Origin of the sequence: Actinoallomurus sp. NBC_01490 (genome assembly GCF_036227085.1) — a bacterium.
GTDB lineage: Bacteria > Actinomycetota > Actinomycetes > Streptosporangiales > Streptosporangiaceae > Actinoallomurus > Actinoallomurus oryzae.
Genome location: NZ_CP109433.1, coordinates 3,113,413 through 3,130,344, shown reverse-complemented (window position 1 = coordinate 3,130,344; position 16,932 = coordinate 3,113,413). Strand labels below are relative to the sequence as shown.

Genomic DNA, 16,932 nt, shown 5'->3' with positions numbered 1-16,932 from the left:
GTTTCAGGCGGCTCCGGTTTCAGGCGGCCTCGGGCGGCGGGCGTCGCGGCCTCGGGCGGCGGGCGTCTCGCGGCCGTGCCGGCGGCACGCCGACGGCGAGCGCGGCCGGGGCGCCGGCGGCAAGTCCCGTTGCCGGGATGGCAAACTGCTCGCATGGAAGACGACCTCGACCAGGCGCTCGACGCGGTCGGGCCCCGGCTGCGCGCCCTGCGCCGGGAGCGCGAGACCACGCTCGCCGAGCTGTCCAAGACGACCGGCATCTCGGTGAGCACCCTGTCCCGGCTGGAGTCCGGCGCCCGCAAGCCGACGCTCGAACAGCTGCTGCCCCTGGCCAGAGCCCACGGCGTCACGCTCGACGAACTCGTCGACGCACCACAGACCGGCGACCCGCGCGTCCACCTGCGCCCGGTGACCCGTAACGGCATGACCATGCTGCCCCTGACCCGGCGAGCCGGCGGGATCCAGGCGTACAAGCTGATCATCCAGGCCACCACCCGCCGCCGGGAACCCGATCCCCAGACCCACGAGGGCTATGAGTGGCTCTACGTGCTCAACGGCCGGTTGCGGGTCATCCTCGGCGAACACGACCTGGTGCTCTCGCCCGGTGAGGCGGCCGAGTTCGACACCCGCGTCCCGCACTGGTTCGGCGCCGCCGACTCCGAACCGGTCGAGCTCCTCAGCCTGTTCGGCCGCCAGGGCGAACGCGCCCACCTACGCGCCCACCCCCGGCCGAAACGGGCGAACTAAGACGGCTTTCGGCTAACTCGGCGCGGACCAGAGGCCGAGCTTGTCGTCGATCCCGCCGTCCGACTCGACGTTCCCGGACCGATGGGCGTACTGCCACCCGCGAGCGAACGGTCCGGCGAACAGGACGGTCGCGACCGGCATGCCCGCGTAATTACGGACGTAGCGGGTCCCTTTCTTGGTGGCGATGGTGTAGCTGTGAGGCCTCAATTGCTGCTTCGCCAGCATCTTCCCGCTCTTGTCCTGAAGATATCGGGAAAGCCCCCACTCGCTGAGCACGGTGTTCAGGGAGGATCGGCGCGCCTGTTTCACCCAGCTCACGGCCACATGCCCCGCGCGAATGTTGGTGATCGTCGCATGCTTCCCGCGCCCCACGGCGTCCTTGCGGATGACGTCGCCCACATAGCGGGAGCCGTTGATGAACTCCATGTTCTTCTTACCCCAGGACGACTTCAGCAGCGCCTCGAAGGCTCGGCGATATCCACTCCTGAACGACATGACCAGCTTCTGCATCAAGACACCGATGCGACGGAAGACGTCGCCGACCAGCCTGATCAGCCTGCCGACCCACGTGGCCGTCTCCCCCGACCGCTGGGCGATCTTGGTGACGGCGGCGGCCTCCGACACCCCGCCCGTCTCGGCCGCCAGCAGACTGGCCGCCATCCAGGTCAGGACCGCCCAGGTGATGACCTCGTTGATGGCCGCTCGGACGATCCCCTCGACGGATCCAATGATCGCGCTGGTGAGCTGCAGTATCGCGGCCACGTCGTCGGCTCTCCGGCCCGTCTCGGCGATCCCGTCGCGGAGTGCCTCGAGTCGCTTGCGTGCCGCCTCGGCGGCCTTCCCGCGCCACGCGCCGTTGCCGAGAAACCGGTTGAGGGTGGTGCCGAGATCCTGGGCGAGCCGGTGGCAGCTTTTGGCGAGGCTGTCGTAGTTGTACGCGGCCTGACCGGTCCGCATCGGATCGCCGGTCACAAGGTCGGCCGCGCGCTTCGTCCACTGGAAGTAGTTGAGCAGGAAGGTGAGACCGAACGCGGTCAGATAGCCGAGCGGATTGAGTCTGATCGCGGTCTTGGCGGAGAAGAAGCCGAATCCGGCGGTGACGAGGCTTGAGGTGAGCGCCGCGAGGTCGGTGGAGGTGTTGAACTTGTCATCGCTTTTCAGATCGCTGACGAAGCGGGCGGAGTTCAGTCCGCTGGCGCCCAGCGCACCCAACGGCGGCGGAAGATAATTGATGCCCCAGTAAAGGTTGGTGTGCTGCTGATAGAACTGCGATACCCAGTTGAGCCGGCGGACACCTTCTTCACCTGCCGTGCTCTCTCCGGCCGCGCCCAGGACCTGCAGGATGGCGAGTTCGGTTTCGGAGTACCGGTGTGCCGTGTCACCGAGCCGCTTGGCCGCGCCCCCTAGCGCCTTGTCCATGTGATCCAGATGCAGGTGGAAAGCCTGCATCAGCGATGTGCACTTGCCGCGCAGAAAGATCTCACCCAGGCAGCCCCAGGGCAGAAAGTGGTCCAGCGAGTCCGACGCCGCCTTCGCCACCCGCTGCATGTCGGCGACCCTCGACCTCAGGGAGTCGACCCCGTGTCCGGCGAGGCGGACCGAGTGATGGTCCACCTGAAATCCGGAGTACTCGGCGCCTTCGGGGTCCGTACGCGCCGGCGGGCCGCTCTGCCGCGGCGACGAGGATGGACTCCCGTACGCGGCCTCCACCCCGACGGTCATGCACAACTCCTTGAGTCGGTGGCAACGGACACGGCGCCCTCGACGACCACCGTGCGTCGACATCGCGGCGTCATTGCCCTCGTCGCGCTTCCGGCCAAGCGAACAGTGCAGGAACAGACTTTCGGACAGCGCGGAAGAATGTCCGCTTAATCCGATATGCCATTCTGGATCTTACTCCGCGTCGCCGAAGTGAGCAGGCGAATGCCGCATCGCCTCGAATGACCGCCGCTGGCTCCGCGGCCACTCTCCTCTGACCACCGAGCGTGATGAGACGCGCGACACGTTGACCCTAGCAATCGCTTGGTTTAGAACGTGTTTCAGAACGTCGATCCGGAGGAGACCCGATGGCCGTCGACATCATCACGCCCGCGCTGTACGAGACTCAGGGCTTCCCCGACGAGGAATTTCGCCGACTGCGCCACGAGTCGCCCGTGCACTGGCACGAGGACCCGCACGGTCACGTGCCCGGCTTCTGGGCGGTGACCAGGTACGACGACGTCGTCCACGTCTCGCGGCACCCGGAGCTGTTCTCCTCCCACGCGCGCACGTCGATGTTCGAGGAGTTCGCCGACGAGGACATCGCGCTGTACCGGCTCATGATGCTGTTCATGGACCCCCCGCAGCACACCCGCCAGCGGGCGTTCGTCAACCGCGGCTTCACGCCGCGCATGATCAAGCAGCTCGAGGAGCACATCCGCGACGTCGGCCACCGGCTCATCGACAACGTCGTCACCCGCGGCGAGGCCTGTTTCGTCCGCGACATCGCGGCACCCTTCCCGCTGTACGTCATCTGCGAGCTGATCGGCGCGCCGGTCGAGGACCGCGAGCAGATCTTCGCCTGGTCCAACGTGCTGGTCGGCTCCAACGATCCCGACTTCGCCACCTCGCCGGAGGACGCGCGAGAGGTCTCCACCCAGGTCCTGCAGTACGCGCACGAGCTGGCGGCACGCCGCAGGAAACAGCCGCGCGACGACATCGCGACGAGCCTGCTGGAGCCGGACGCCGACGGCAACCGGCTCAGCGCCGACGAGTTCGCCATGTTCATCCTGCTGCTTCTCATCGCCGGCAACGAGACGACGCGGAACGGCGCGTCGGGCGGCATGCTCGCCTTCTTCCAGCACCCGGAACAGTGGCGGCGCCTGGTCCACAACCGCGGCCTGATCAGGACCACCGCCGACGAGGTCGTGCGCTGGGTCAGCCCGGTCAACCTCTTCCGCCGTACGGCGCTGCGCGACACCGAGCTGCGCGGCCGGCGCATCCGCGAGGGCGACAAGGTGGTGATGTTCTACTCCTCGGCCAACCGCGACGAGGACGTCTTCGAGAACCCCTACACCTTCGACATCGGCCGCGACCCCAACCCCCACCTGGGCTTCGGCGGCGGAGGCCCGCACTTCTGCCTGGGCACGCACCTGGCGCGGCTGGAGCTGACCGTGCTGTTCGAGCTGCTGCTGGACCGCATGCCCGACATCCGCCAGGCGGGCGAGGCGCGTCGCCTGCGGTCCAACTTCATCAACGGCATCAAGGAGATGCCGGTCCGGTTCACCCCCTCAGAACGCGTTACTAGAACACGTTTCATTTAGCCGCGTTGTCGTTTACGCTCGGGATACCCCGACCCCCAAGGGCGGCGCCATGAACATCGACCTCGTCGACCCCGACCTGTACGCGACCGGTGGTATCCCGCACGAGCAATTCCGATGGCTACGCGAGCACGCGCCCGTCTATCGGCATCCCGGCAATCCGGACTTCTGGGCCGTCACCCGCTACGACGACGTGGTGCACGTCTCCCGGCACCCGGAGATCTTCTCCTCTCACCGCCGGCTCGCGCTGTTCAACGAGCCGACGGAGGAGCATCTGGTGCTCCAGCGGATGATGATGCTCAACCAGGACCCGCCGGAGCACACGCGCAAGCGGGCGATCGTCAACCGCGGCTTCACGCCCCGCACCATCGGCCGGCTCGAAGATCACATCCGCGGCATCTGCGACGACCTGCTCGACGGCCTCGCCGGCCGTGGCGAGGTCGACTTCGTCCGCGACATCTCCGCGCCGCTGCCGCTGTACGTGATCTGCGAGCTGCTCGGCGCCCCGCCCGAGGACCGGGAGAAGATCTTCGACTGGTCGAACCGGCTGATCGCCCAGGACGACCCGGAGTTCCGTACTCCGGGCGACGACGGCATGGAGGCGGCCGGCGAGCTGTACGCCTACGCCAACGAGCTGGCCGTACGCCGCCGCGAGGAGCCGCGCGACGACATCGTGACCCGGCTCCTGCAGCCGCACGACGGCGAGGAGCTGTCGGTCGAGGAGTTCGACCTGTTCGTGATGCTGCTGTCCGTGGCCGGCAACGAGACCACGCGCAACGCCGCGTCCGGCGGCATGCTCGCCTTCTTCGAGCACCCGGAGCAGTGGCGGCGGCTGCGCGACGAACGCGCCGCCGGCGGCGAACGGCTGTCGGAGACGTTCCCGGACGAGATCGTGCGCTGGGTCAGCCCGGTCAACCTGTTCCGCCGCACCGCGACCCGCGACACCGAGCTGGGCGGGCGGCGCATCGCCGAGGGCGACAAGGTCGTCGTGTTCTACGCCTCGGCCAACCGCGACGAGAGCGCCTTCGCCGACCCGTACACCTTCGACGTCGGCCGCGACCCCAACCCGCACATCGGGTTCGGCGGCGGGGGCCCGCACTTCTGCCTGGGCGCCCATCTGGCCCGGCTGGAGCTGCGCGTGCTGTTCGAGACCCTGCTGGAGCGGATGCCCGACATCTCCCCGGCGGGCGAGGTCCGCCGGCTGCGGTCCAACTTCATCAACGGCATCAAGGAGATGCCCGTACGGATCGGTTAGTGGTGTTCACCACCTTTTAGACTCTGTGCCTAATATCGAACGCGCAGGTCGGACAGGTCAGGCTATGGTCATAGTTCACTGAGTGTGCGTTTACGGGAGGACCGGACGTGAACGAGGCAGACGAACCGTTGCGCGTCGCGCTCCTCTCCTACCGGAGCAAGCCGCACTGCGGCGGTCAGGGTGTCTATCTCCGTCACCTGTCGCGCGAGCTCGTCGACCTCGGGCATCACGTCGACGTCTTCTCCGGCCAGCCGTACCCCGAGCTCGACCGCGACGAGATCACGCTCCGCCGCGTGCCGAGCCTGGACCTGTACGCCGACGAGAACCCCTTTCGCACCCCGCAACTGGCGGAGTTCCGCGACTGGATCGACGTGCTGGAGTTCGCCCACATGCGCACGGGCGGGTTCCCCGAACCGCTGACCTTCAGCCTCCGCGTGCTGCGCGAGCTGCGGGCGCGCCGGCACTCGTACGACGTCGTGCACGACAACCAGGTGCTCGGCTACGGCAACCTCGGCATTCCGCGCCTCGGCCTGCCCTTCGTGACGAGCATCCACCACCCGATCAGCGTCGACCGGCGCATCGAGATCCAGGCCGCCAAGGGTTTCAAGGAGCAGTTCGGCAAGCGCCGCTGGTACGGCTTCGTCCGGATGCAGGCGCGCGTCGCCGCCCGGATCGGGCCGATCCTCACCGTCTCCGGCTCCTCCAAGCACGACATCGTCCGTGACTTCGGCGTGGCGCCCGAGCAGGTGCACATCCTCCCGCTCGGCGTCGACGACCGGTTCTTCCACCCGCGCGGCGAGCGCGTCCCCGGCCGCATCGTCGCCGTCGCCAGCGCGGACTCCCCCCTCAAGGGCGTCGCGACGCTGCTGCGCGCGGTCGCCAAGCTGGCCACCGAGCGCGACGTGCACGTCATCGTGGTCGGCCGGCCGACGCCCGGCGGCCCGACCGACAAGCTCGTCGGGGAGCTGTCCCTCGGCGACCGGGTGCGTTTCGTCTCCGGTATCTCCGACGAGGAGCTGGGCGAGCTGCTGGCCAGTGCCGAGATCGCCGCGGTGCCCTCGCTGTACGAGGGCTTCTCGCTGCCGGCCGTCGAGCACATGGCCTCGGGCACGCCGCTCGTGGCCAGCCGTACGGGCGCGCTGCCCGAGGTCGTCGGCGACGCCGCGATCCTCGTCGAGCCGGGCGACGTCGAGGAGCTGGCCGCCGTCTTCCGGCGCCTGCACGACTCGCCGGAGGAGCGCGAGCGCGTCGGTGCCGCCGGCTACGCCCGCGTACAGGAGCGGTTCACCTGGTCCGCGGTCGCGCGGGCCACCGTCGGCCACTACCGAGACGCCATCGCCCGCCGCCGTACGGGCACCGTCTGAGAGGAGCACGGCCCTGCTGACCGTGGACTTCAACCGGTTCCACGTCGCGCCCGGCGAGCAGGTGCTCGACATGGGCTGCGGCGCCGGCCGGCACGCCTTCGAGCTCTACCGGCGCGGCGCCTGTGTGGTGGCGTTCGACCGCGACGAGAAGGAGCTCGCCGGAGTCGCCCGCATGTTCGGCGCGATGGAGCTCGAAGGCGAGGTGCCCCCGGGCGCCTCGGCCCGCACCGTGACGGGAGACGCGCTCAGCCTGCCGTTCCCCGACGACTCCTTCGACAAGATCGTGGCCGCCGAGGTGCTGGAGCACATCCCCGACGACATGGCGGCCATGGCCGAGCTCCTGCGCGTGCTCAGGCCGGGCGGTCGGCTGGCCGTCACCGTGCCCTCATGGCTGCCCGAGCGCATCTGCTGGGCGCTGTCGGAGGACTACCACACCGCGCCGGGCGGCCATGTGCGCATCTACACGCGGGCCGAGCTGGAGGCCAAGCTCAAGGCGACCGGGTTCGAGGTCGGCGGCCACCACTACGCGCACGGCCTGCACGCGCCGTACTGGTGGATCAAGTGCGCCGTCGGCGTCAACAACGACGAGCACCCGCTCGCCAGCGCCTACCACAAGCTGCTCGTCTGGGACATCATGAAGCGCCCGCTCGCCACCCGGCTGGCCGAGCAGGTGCTCAACCCCGTCATCGGCAAGAGCGTCGTCGTCTACTTCACCAAGCCCGCCGTCCCGGCGTCGCGGGAGCAGGCCCATGCGGCGGCCTGAGGCCGTACCCGGGATCCTGACCTCCGCAGACCTCGTCGCCACCGCAGAGTCGATCGTCGCCCAGCAGGAGCCCTCGGGCGCCATCCCGTGGTTCGCCCCGGTGGACGGCGTACCGGGCCACGTGGACGCCTGGAACCACGTCGAGGCCGCGATGGCCCTGTCCGTCGCGGGCTTCACCGAGCCGGCGCGCCGCGCGTACGCGTGGCTGCGCGGCGTCCAGCGCGAGGACGGCTCCTGGCCCGCCAAGTGGGTCATGGGCGAGGTGACCGAGCCCGGCGGGGAGTCCAACCACGCCGCGTACCTCGCGGTCGGCGTCTGGCACGAGCTCACGCTGACCGGTGACCTCGCGTTCGCCAGGGAGATGTGGCCGTCCGTACGCCGGGCGGTGGAGTTCGCGCTCGGCCTGCAGAGCGCCCGCGGCGAGATCATGTGGATGCGGAACGCCGACGGCTCCGTCGCCGACCACGCCCTGCTCACCGGGTGCTCCTCGATCTACCAGTCCCTGCGCTGCGCGGTGGCGCTGGCCGAACGCCTCGACGAGCCGCAGCCGGACTGGGAGCTGGCCGCCGACCAGCTCGGCCACGTCGTCGCCTGCCACCCGGAGGCGTTCGCGGACAAGAGCCGCTTCTCGATGGACTGGTACTACCCGATCCTCGGCGGTCCCCTGCGCGGCGCCCCGGCGTACCGCCGGATCGACGAGCGGTGGGACGCCTTCGTCGTCGAGGGCCTCGGCTGCCGGTGCGTCTCGGACCAGCCGTGGGTGACCGGGGCGGAGAGCTGCGAGCTGGTGCTCGCGCTCGACGCGATGGGCGACACCGCCCGGGCGCTGGAGCTGTTCGCCACGATCCAGCACCTGCGGCACGACGACGGGTCGTACTGGACGGGCTGGCAGTACGCCAACGAACGCCACTTCCCGAGCGACCGGTCGACGTACACGGCGGCGGCGGTGATCCTCGCCGCCGACGCCCTCGTGGGCGGCTCCCCCTCCGCGCGCCTCTTCAAGGAGATCGCCGGCCGCGACCTGGGCCCGGCGGGCCCGGCCGACCCGGTCGCCTGCGGCTGCGAGGCCCGGTCCCTCGCCGACTCACTCCGCACCCGCCGTTAACCGGAAAACCCGGCCACGGGATCGCCAACACATCTTTGCAAAGACTTCTTTGCGGTCTACCGTGTCGGCACATGGCCGAGAAACACGAAGCGCGCCTGCGGCCCGACCCCCGGCTGGACGTGGTCCTGGACGCGAAGGGGCTGCGCGCCCTCGCCCACCCGGTGCGCGTCCAGCTGGTCTGGCTGCTGCGCAAGTACGGTCCGTCGACGGCCACGCGGCTCGCCGAGCGGATGGGCCTGACCTCCGGGGCGACCAGCTACCACCTGCGCCAGCTCGGCACCGCCGGCTTCGTCGAGGAGGACACCGGGCGGGGCAACGCGCGGGAGCGCTGGTGGCGCGCGGCGCACCGCGGCACCTGGCTCACCGACATGGACCTGCTCAGCCAGGACCCCGAGGCGGGTCTCGCCTACCTGCAGTCCATCGCGGCCGTGAACGTGCTGCAGACCCAGCAGGCGCTGAACGAGTTCCAGACGCTCCCCCATGCGTGGCGGGACGTGTTCGACCTGAGCGACTGGTCCCTGCGCCTGAGCCCCGGGGAGGCGCAGAACCTCCTGGACGACCTGAGCGCGGTGCTCGCCCGGTACCGGCCGGACCGGCCGGAGGCGGCGGCCACCGCGCCCGAGGACGCCGAGCGCGTCACCCTCGTCCTGCACCTGCTGCCCGAACCGGGCCTGCCCGCCGGCGGCTCCGCGCTTGAGGCGCCGGGAGACGACGGCGGCCCGGCGAGAGAGACGCCGTGAGGCACCGCGCCGGCACGGGCGGCGGCCGGAGCCTCCGTCCCCTGGCGGGGATCCTCGCCGCCCTCACCGTGTCGCAGACCGGCACCCGGATCTCGGCCATCGCGCTGCCCTGGTTCGTCCTCGTCACGACCGGAAGCGCCACCAAGACCGGTGTGACGGCCTTCTGCGAGATGGCCCCGTACGTCACGGTCAAGGCGCTCACCGGACCGCTGGTGGAGACGGCCGGGCCGCGGACCGTCTCCTGGATCGCCGACGCGGTCAGCGGCGCCGCCCTCGCCCTGATCCCGCTGTTCCACGCGCTGCACCTGCTGTCCTTCTGGACACTGTCCGCCATGGTCGCGGTGATCGGCGCCGCGCGCGGGCCGGGTGACCTGTCCAAGGAGGTCATCGTCCCGGAGGCCGCCGAACGCAGCCGGGTGCCGCTCGAACGGGCGACCGGCCTGGCCGGCACCACCGAGCGGCTCGCCGCCACCTTCGGGCCGGCGGCCGGGGGCGCCCTGATCGGGCTGTCCGGCGCGCTGACCGGGCTCGTCGTGGTCAGCGGGTGCTTCGCGCTCGGGTCCGTGGCGATCGCCCTGGGCCTGCCGCGCGGCATGGGACACGCTCCGGAGCGGCACGCGGCGGCCGAGCCGGGCTACTGGCGGCGGCTCGGCGAAGGTCTCGCCTTCCTGCGCGGAGAGCGGCTGCTGCTGAACCTGTCCATCATGGTGGCCGTCACCAACCTGCTCGACTCGGCGTTCTCGTCGGTGCTCCTGCCCGTCTGGGCGCGGCAGTCCGGCGCCGGACCGGCCGGGATCGGGCTGGTCGGCAGCGTGCTCGGTGTCGGGGCGGTGTGCGGGAGCCTGGTCGCCGCCGCGGTGGCGCACCGGATACCGCGTCGGCCGGTGTTCTTCATCGGCTTCCTGGTCGCCGGGGCGCCGCGCTTCCTGATCCTCGCCGCCGGCGTGCCGACGGCGGCGGTCGCCGTGGTGTTCGCCGTCGCCGGCCTCGGCGGCGGCTTCCTCAACCCGATCCTGGGCGCGATCTCGTTCGAGCGGGTGCCACGAGGACTGCTCGGCCGGGTACGCGGGCTGACCGACTCGCTGGCCTGGGCGGGCATCCCGCTCGGCGGCCTCATCGGCGGGGCGGCGGTGGCCTCCGTCGGGCTCGTGCCCGTGCTCCTGACGGGCGGCGCGGCGTACTTCCTCACCACGAACGTCGCCGGGCTCCGCCCGGAGAGCCGGGAGATGAACCGTTCGCCCACGTGACGTTCAGCGCCGGCCGAGGTCCAGACCCAGGTCGACGTCGAACCCGATGTCGGTGCGGAGCCGCCCATGATGCACACCGGTGGGCACATACGCGCGGATCGAGGGGTCCAGCTCGTAGGTGTAGACGACCGGCCGACGGCCGTCACGCTCGACCCGCCAAAGGAACCGGATGCCCGCCTCGGCGTACTTGATCGGCTTGGTGAACCGGTCGCGGTCCTCGGAGTCCGGTGACACGACCTCGACGACCAGCCGTACGTCCTCGGGCAGGTAGTACGTGCGGTCGAGATCGTCGAGTGCGTCGTCCGCGACCACCATGACGTCGGGCTCGGGGCGTTGCCGCAGCCCGAGCTTCACCGTCATCTCCCGGACGACGGTCAGCCCGGCCGGCGGGCGAATGCCGGCCTGCGAGTCGGTGAGCAGATTGACGACCAGCATGTGGAACTTCTCTGCGGCGACCTGAGGACGAGGGCTCCGTCGATCAACTCGACGCGCCTCGGCGCGTCCGGTGGCAGAGCGTCGAGATCGTCGGCCGTCCACCCGTTCTCCGGGCCGGGATAGAGCCACTCGGGCAACGAGGTCATAACCACCATGATTAACCTCCCTCGTGCCGCCGTCTCGACTGCGGCAACCCTAATAAGAATCAATTACTGAATGCGATCGAATGATTGCTTTCGGTTGAGTCGCGGATGGTCTGCAGAGGCTGAACGTTCCGCGCGATTTCGGGAGCGAACCCGCGAACGGGACCGGCTGCAGTAGCGTGCGCTGCATGGTCTGGCGGGGCGACGATCAGCGCTACGGACGGTCGCGTCGCCGCGACCTGGCGGGCCGGGACTCCGGGTACGGGGAGACCGGGGAATCCGGGGAATCCGGCGGGTCCGGGGGGATGACGTTCCTGCCTCCGCCGCCGGACCGGCCGCCGGCCGGTCTGCGGGCGGTGGTCGTCGTCCTGGTGGTGCTCGTGGTCGGCGGGGGTGCGGCCCTCGCCGTCGCCGGGTCCCGGGGTCACCGGAGGCACACCGCCGCCGTGCCGTCGCCCTCCTCCACCCGGTCGCGCGTCCCGTCGTACGTGCCGTCCCCACCGCCGTCCGCGCCGGCGAAGGTGCCGGGATGGCGTGCCGTCGTCGCGGTCAAGCACGGCCTGACCTACGACGTGCCGCCGTCCACCTGGTCGGTGAAGTCGGCGGACACGATCGTCGGGTTCGAGGACCCGAACGGACGGCCCGAGGTGGCCGGCAGCGGGGTCGCGGTCTACAAGGAGGGCTACTGCCCGGGACACAGCGGGAGCTGGCGGGCCCAGACCGCCGTCGCGGGCTACGGCCGGACCGACCCGGCCGGCGCCGCGAAGGACGCGGCCCGCACGTGGGCCACCTACGGCTACTCCCCGGACACCGGCGGCTCCGCGCCGGCCGTGACGCTGAGCGCTCCGAAGGCGCCGTCCGCGAGCGGAACGGGGGCCACGGAGGTCACCGCGACGGTCACCGTGCATGACGACGAGCCGTGCTCTCCCCCGCGAGGGGTCGTGCACGCGGTCGCGGTGCCCCTGAAGAGCGGTGAGGTGTCCGTACTGATCGTGATGGCCGACCAGGGTGTGCCCGACGCGACGTCCGACACCGACCTGGAGAAGATCGCCGGCAGCGCCCGCCCCACCTCCTGACGCCGGCACGGAAACCGGGTTGGCGGCTCGGCGCGCCGGCCGGAAAGATCGGGGTATGCACGTCGACGACCTCATCCGGCGGGAAAAGGCGGGTGTCCTGCCCGAGCCGCTGCTGTTCTGGGGCCACCGGCCGCCCGCGCGCGGTGGGGTCGCCAAGAGTTGTCTCAGCCAGTGGTATCCGGCGCCGTTCACGCTCGACGGTGTCCGCTACGCCACGGCGGAGCACTTCATGATGGCGGGCAAGGCGCGGCTGTTCGGCGACGCGGAGGCCGAGCAGCTCGTGCTGGCCTCGGACGACCCGGGCAAGGCGAAGGGCGCCGGACGCCGGGTGCGCGGCTTCGACGAGGACACCTGGGCCGAGCACCGCTACGACCTGGTCGTACGGGCCAACACGGCGAAGTTCACCCGGCACCCGGCGCTGCGGGACTTCCTGCTCGCCACCGGCGACCGCCTCCTGGTCGAGGCCAGCCCGTACGACACGGTCTGGGGCATCGGCCTGTCCGCGGACCAGCCGGAGGCACGGCGCCCGTCCGAGTGGCGCGGCCTCAACCTGCTCGGCTTCGCCCTCATGGACGTCCGCGACGCCCTCCGCGCGGGCTGCTAGAGGCCGAGGAGCCGGTCGATCTCCTCGCGGGTCGGCGCCGTCGCCGGACCGCGCCGGGTGACCGCGATCGCCGCCGCCGCGTTGGCCCGCCGCGCCGCCGCCTCCGGTGGCAGCCCGTCCCCGAGCGCCGCGACGAACACTCCCACGTGCGCGTCGCCCGCGCCGTTGCTGTCGACGGCCCTCACCTCGAAGGCCGGGACCCGTACGGCCGGGGCACCGCGCCGGGCGAGCACACAGCCGCGCGGCCCCACGCGGACCACGACGCCGGAGCGCCCGGTCCGGCGCGCCAGCTCGGCCGCGGCCTGCTCGGGGTCGGCCCGACCGGTCATCGCGGTCGCCTCGTCGTGGTTGCAGCTCCACCAGTCCGTCCGGTCGAGCACCCGCCGCAGCACGTCGGCGGGGATGTCGGCGACCAGCGGCCCCGGGTCGACGATCACGGTGGCGTCACCGGGCAGCGTCGCCAGCCAGCGTGTCAGCGCCGCCCGGTTGGCCGGATAGGCCAGGCCGTACCCGGACAGGTAGACGGCGTCACCGCCGCGCACGCGCACGTCCGCGAGCTGCTCGTACGTCAGGGCGGCCTCCGCGCCGACGCTCGTGGCGAAGGTCCGTTCGCCGCTGTCGTCGACGAAGGCCACGTCGAAGCCGGTGTCCGCGCCCGTGGTCGGCTCCTGGAGGACGGCGATGCCGGCCTCGGCGAGCCGGGTGCGGGCGAGGTCACCGAACGGCCCGCTGCCGTGACCGCCGGCGTAGGCGACCTCCAGACCCTGCCGGACGCTCGCCACCATGACGTTGTAGCCGCCGCCGGGCGTGACCTGGCTGGAGGTGGCGAGCACGTCGCCACCGGGCCGCGGCAGCGCCGGGATCTCCATGACCAGGTCGATGACCACGTTTCCGGCGTGTACCAGCCGATCGATCACGACGCCGCCTCACTCACCCGCGCCCGGCGCGACGCGGTGCCGCGGCCCGTCACGGCCTGGAGGATGAGGTAGATGACGGCGGCGACGGCGAACGCGACGAGCCAGCCGAGGCCGTTGCGCGCGGGCCAGGTCTTGGCCAGCGGCCCGGAGAACCACACGTCCGTGTCGGAGGTCTGGGCCACGGTCAGCATCAGCCCCATGACGATCCCGGCGGCCCAGGCGACGAACGCCGACCACGCCACGCCGCCGTGGTGCCAGTAGAGGCCGCCGCGCGTGGTGTCCATCAGCCCGGCGGGGTCGTACTCCCGCCGGGTGAGCATGTCCACGAGGAAGACCGCGACCCAGGAGGTGATCGCCACGGCGAGCAGCGAGATGAAGGTGATGAACGGGCCGTAGAAGTTCTTGGCGATGAGCATCAGGTAGACGCCGCCGGCCAGCGTGAGCACCACGTCGGCGCCGACGGCGATCACCCGGCGGACCCGGACGCCCAGAGTGATCATGGTGAGCCCGGCGGAGTACACCGACAGGTGGTTGGACAGCAGCAGGCCGCCGAAGGCGGTGAGCAGGTACGGGATGGCCATCCAGGACGGCAGCATGGCCTGGATCGCCGCCACCGGGTCGGAGGCGGCGGCGAGCGTGTGGTCGCCGGTCGACAGCAGGCCGCCCAGGGTGATGAGCAGCACCAGCGGGATGCCCGCGCCGGCCGCGGCCGCCGCCACGATGCGGCCGCCGGAGACCCGTCGCGGCTGGTAGCGCGCCATGTCGGCGCCGGCGTTCGCCCAGCCGATGCCGGTTCCGCCGGCGATCACGCCGATCCCCGCGATCATCACGCTCATCGGCGCGGCCGGGGCGTGCAGGACCGTGTGCCAGTGCACCTTCGTGACGAGGAAGCCGCCGACGATCAAATTGAGGACGCCGAAGACGTACGTCGCCCGCTGCTGGATCCACACCAGGGTGGCGTGACCCAGCCCGGAGACGAGCAGGGTGAGGGCCACGAAGGCGAGCAGGCAGACGACGGTGAGCACCGAACTCGCGCCGACGCCGAAGGCGATGTGCAGGATCGCCAGCAGCGCGTACGCGGCGGTGGTGGTGTTCACCACCTCCCAGCCGACCCGCGACAGCCACGACACCAGCGTCGGCCCGTGGTTGCCCCGCGGGCCGAACACCGCGCGGGACAGGGTCATGCTCGGCGCGCCGCCCCACTTGCCCGCGACGCTGATGAGCCCGACGACGGCGAACGACCCGAAGGAGCCGATGGCGCCGACGAGCACGGCCTGCCAGATGTTCATGCCGCGCAGCGCGACCAGCGTCGCGCCGAGGGGTAGCCCGAGGATGGAGATGTTGGCGGCGAACCACACCCAGAAGAGCTGGAGCGGGTTGCCGTTCCGGTCGCCGTCGGGCACCGGCTCGATGCCGCGGGTCTCGACGGCACCGACCTTGTTGTCGCTGGTCATGGGGGCCTTCTTCGGGGAGGAGGATCGGGTGTGGGCGGTCACGCCCGCGCGCGCAGGGCCAGCAGGCCGCGCGCCAGCTCGTCGAGAGGGAGCCGGTTGACGTTGAGGATCGTGGTGAGGGCGTCGTCGGGGAAGGAGCCGACGCCGTGGCAGGCACCGGCGATCGCTCCGGCGATGGCCGCGATGGTGTCGCAGTCGCCCCCCAGGGACGCGGCGAGCAGGCACGCCTGCCACGGATCGTCCGGATACACCGCCAGCACGGCGAACGCGGCCGGCACGGACTCCTGGGTGGCGACGCTGGTGCCGACCAGACGGTAGATGTCGGCCGCGGCGGCCTCGGCGGGACGGCCCGCGACCAGCTCACCGGCCCACCGGATGCGCGAGGCGACGTCGGCGGCGGCGATCCAGTGACCGCGGCGGGCGCCGGCCGTCGCGGCCTCCTCCGCGCGCTGGACGGCCTCCTTCACGTCGGCTCCGTCGATCCCGGCGCTGACGGCGGCGGCGACCGCCGCGGCTCCGGCGAGGGCGACGCTCGTGTTGTGCGTCACCCGGCTGGCCTCGACGACGCTGTCGAGGAGCGCCGCGGGCTCGCCACCGGAGGCGATGCCGACCGGGGCGATCCGCATGGCGGCGCCGTTGGTGTCCCCGTATCGGCCCGCCTCCTCGACCGGCGTGCCGGCGGCGACCGCCGCGACGGCGCGCTTGGTCGACGGGCCGAGCAGATCCAGCGAACCGCGGCGGCGCATGTCCTCCTCCCAGTCCAGGAGGGCCCGCGCCAGCGCCCCCGGATCGACGTGCCCGGCCCCGTCGATGAGCAGCCGGGCGAGCAGGACGGCCTGTTCGGTGTCGTCGGTGACCGATCCCGCGCGCATCCCCGCGGCGATCGGATGGTCCGCGGCGGCGGGCTCGAACCCGGTGAGCGAGCCGAAGTCACCCCGGATCCGCTCCCGGGACAGCGACTGGGTCGGCATGCCCAGCGCGTCGCCGATCGCCAGTCCGTACAGCGCCCCGGCGGCACGGGCGCCGGCGTCGGTCATGAGGTGCTCCCGAAGCGCAGGTGCAGCTCGAACCGGACCGGGTCGAGCCGGCTCTCGACGTGTTCCACCAGCTCACCGGCGGCGGTCCAGCTGACGCGGCGTGCGCGCAGGAACCACTCACCGGGGCTCCGCCCCAGCTCGGCGGCGTCGGTCTCGTCCAGCGGCGCGGCGGTGACCCATTCGTCGCCGTGGTCCGCGTGCAGCCCGGCGGACGCCAGCGTCGCCGTCAGCGACCCGTCGAGCAGGCCGCGTGCGGGCAGGTCGAGCAGGTCGCCGGTGGCGGGGATGCGGCTGCGCTCGAGGGAGACCGCCGGCCCGCCCGTCAGGGTACGGACGCGGTCGACGGCGAAGAACGCGGACGAGGCCAGGCCCAGCCGGCCGGCGAGTCCGGGATCGTCGACCCTCTCCAGGCGCAGCATCCGGGTCTCGGTGGACACGCCCTGGGCCGCCAGGGCGCGGGCCCAGCCCAGCCGGTCGTCGAGCGGCCGCCCGTCGAAGGTGACGAACGACCCCTTTCCCGAGCGGGTGGAGATGAGCCCTTCCCGGCTCAGCGCGGTCAGCGCGGACCGGATGGTGTTCCGGCTGACCGAGAACCGCGCGGCGAGCGCGTGCTCGCCGGGAAGGCGGCTGCCGCGCTTGAGCTTGCCCGTCCGGATCTCCCGGGCGAGGGCTTGGGCGATGTTCTCGTGTTTGAGCCCATGCACGTTGTCCACCATGTCTACCCCTGCACCCAAACCTGTTCAAAC

Annotated in this window: 16 protein-coding genes; 10 read left to right on the top strand and 6 right to left on the bottom strand. The window is 71.5% G+C overall.

Annotation, left to right across the window (positions count from 1 at the left end):
- Positions 1 to 153 precede the first annotated feature (153 nt).
- The gene (locus OG417_RS15055; protein ID WP_329255821.1) at positions 154 to 747 is read left to right on the top strand and encodes a helix-turn-helix domain-containing protein; all 594 of its coding nucleotides are present in this window, start codon (positions 154 to 156) and stop codon (positions 745 to 747) included.
- Between the two features lie 12 nt (positions 748 to 759).
- Here OG417_RS15055 and OG417_RS15050 read toward each other — a convergent pair whose 3' ends face one another.
- The gene (locus OG417_RS15050) at positions 760 to 2,295 is read right to left on the bottom strand and encodes a hypothetical protein (protein ID WP_329255819.1); all 1,536 of its coding nucleotides are present in this window, start codon (positions 2,293 to 2,295) and stop codon (positions 760 to 762) included.
- A gap of 518 nt (positions 2,296 to 2,813) precedes the next feature.
- Here OG417_RS15050 and OG417_RS15045 point away from each other — a divergent pair.
- From OG417_RS15045 to OG417_RS15015, 7 genes are all read left to right on the top strand, one after another.
- Positions 2,814 to 4,049: a cytochrome P450 gene (locus OG417_RS15045; RefSeq protein WP_329255817.1), complete on the top strand. Its 1,236-nt coding sequence runs from the start codon at positions 2,814 to 2,816 to the stop codon at positions 4,047 to 4,049.
- 49 nt (positions 4,050 to 4,098) lie between these two features.
- Positions 4,099 to 5,301 carry a cytochrome P450 gene (locus tag OG417_RS15040; protein WP_329255815.1) on the top strand — a complete coding sequence of 401 codons (1,203 nt, stop codon included), beginning with the start codon at positions 4,099 to 4,101 and terminating at the stop codon, positions 5,299 to 5,301.
- Positions 5,302 to 5,408: 107 nt separating this feature from the next.
- On the top strand, positions 5,409 to 6,665 hold the full coding sequence (locus OG417_RS15035) for a glycosyltransferase family 4 protein (protein WP_329255813.1): 1,257 nt from the start codon (positions 5,409 to 5,411) through the stop codon (positions 6,663 to 6,665).
- A 13-nt stretch (positions 6,666 to 6,678) separates the two neighbouring features.
- Positions 6,679 to 7,428 carry a class I SAM-dependent methyltransferase gene (locus OG417_RS15030; RefSeq protein WP_329262304.1) on the top strand — a complete coding sequence of 250 codons (750 nt, stop codon included), beginning with the start codon at positions 6,679 to 6,681 and terminating at the stop codon, positions 7,426 to 7,428.
- Positions 7,415 to 8,533, top strand: a complete 1,119-nt coding sequence (locus OG417_RS15025) for a prenyltransferase (RefSeq protein WP_329255811.1) — start codon at positions 7,415 to 7,417, stop codon at positions 8,531 to 8,533. Before OG417_RS15030 ends, OG417_RS15025 begins: the two co-directional genes overlap by 14 nt.
- Positions 8,534 to 8,604: 71 nt before the next feature.
- A complete protein-coding gene (locus tag OG417_RS15020) occupies positions 8,605 to 9,273 on the top strand; it encodes a helix-turn-helix domain-containing protein (RefSeq protein WP_329255809.1) in 669 nt (222 codons plus the stop codon).
- Positions 9,270 to 10,520, top strand: coding sequence for an MFS transporter (locus OG417_RS15015; RefSeq protein WP_329255807.1), 1,251 nt, complete (start codon positions 9,270 to 9,272; stop codon positions 10,518 to 10,520). Before OG417_RS15020 ends, OG417_RS15015 begins: the two co-directional genes overlap by 4 nt.
- Before the next feature lie 3 nt (positions 10,521 to 10,523).
- Here the strand turns inward: OG417_RS15015 and OG417_RS15010 are convergent, their stop codons facing one another.
- Positions 10,524 to 10,955 carry a Uma2 family endonuclease gene (locus OG417_RS15010; RefSeq protein WP_329255805.1) on the bottom strand — a complete coding sequence of 144 codons (432 nt, stop codon included), beginning with the start codon at positions 10,953 to 10,955 and terminating at the stop codon, positions 10,524 to 10,526.
- Between the two features lie 331 nt (positions 10,956 to 11,286).
- Here OG417_RS15010 and OG417_RS15005 point away from each other — a divergent pair, with 331 nt between their 5' ends.
- Positions 11,287 to 12,174, top strand: a complete 888-nt coding sequence (locus OG417_RS15005) for a hypothetical protein (RefSeq protein WP_329255803.1) — start codon at positions 11,287 to 11,289, stop codon at positions 12,172 to 12,174.
- A gap of 55 nt (positions 12,175 to 12,229) precedes the next feature.
- Positions 12,230 to 12,778: an NADAR family protein gene (locus tag OG417_RS15000; protein WP_329255801.1), complete on the top strand. Its 549-nt coding sequence runs from the start codon at positions 12,230 to 12,232 to the stop codon at positions 12,776 to 12,778.
- Here the strand turns inward: OG417_RS15000 and OG417_RS14995 are convergent.
- Genes OG417_RS14995 through OG417_RS14980 form a run of 4 tightly spaced genes read right to left on the bottom strand, consistent with a single transcriptional unit; the run spans position 12,775 to position 16,902 of the window.
- The gene (locus OG417_RS14995) at positions 12,775 to 13,695 is read right to left on the bottom strand and encodes a PfkB family carbohydrate kinase (RefSeq protein WP_329255799.1); all 921 of its coding nucleotides are present in this window, start codon (positions 13,693 to 13,695) and stop codon (positions 12,775 to 12,777) included. The genes OG417_RS15000 and OG417_RS14995 overlap by 4 nt on opposite strands.
- Complete coding sequence (locus OG417_RS14990) at positions 13,692 to 15,149, bottom strand: purine-cytosine permease family protein (RefSeq protein WP_329255797.1); 1,458 nt, start codon at positions 15,147 to 15,149, stop codon at positions 13,692 to 13,694. The genes OG417_RS14995 and OG417_RS14990 overlap by 4 nt, the downstream gene beginning before the upstream one ends.
- Positions 15,150 to 15,187: 38 nt before the next feature.
- On the bottom strand, positions 15,188 to 16,186 hold the full coding sequence (locus OG417_RS14985; RefSeq protein WP_329255795.1) for an ADP-ribosylglycohydrolase family protein: 999 nt from the start codon (positions 16,184 to 16,186) through the stop codon (positions 15,188 to 15,190).
- Entirely contained in the window at positions 16,183 to 16,902 is a 720-nt protein-coding gene (locus OG417_RS14980) for a GntR family transcriptional regulator (protein ID WP_329255793.1), read from the bottom strand. The genes OG417_RS14985 and OG417_RS14980 overlap by 4 nt, the downstream gene beginning before the upstream one ends.
- Between the last annotated feature and the right edge of the window lie 30 nt (positions 16,903 to 16,932).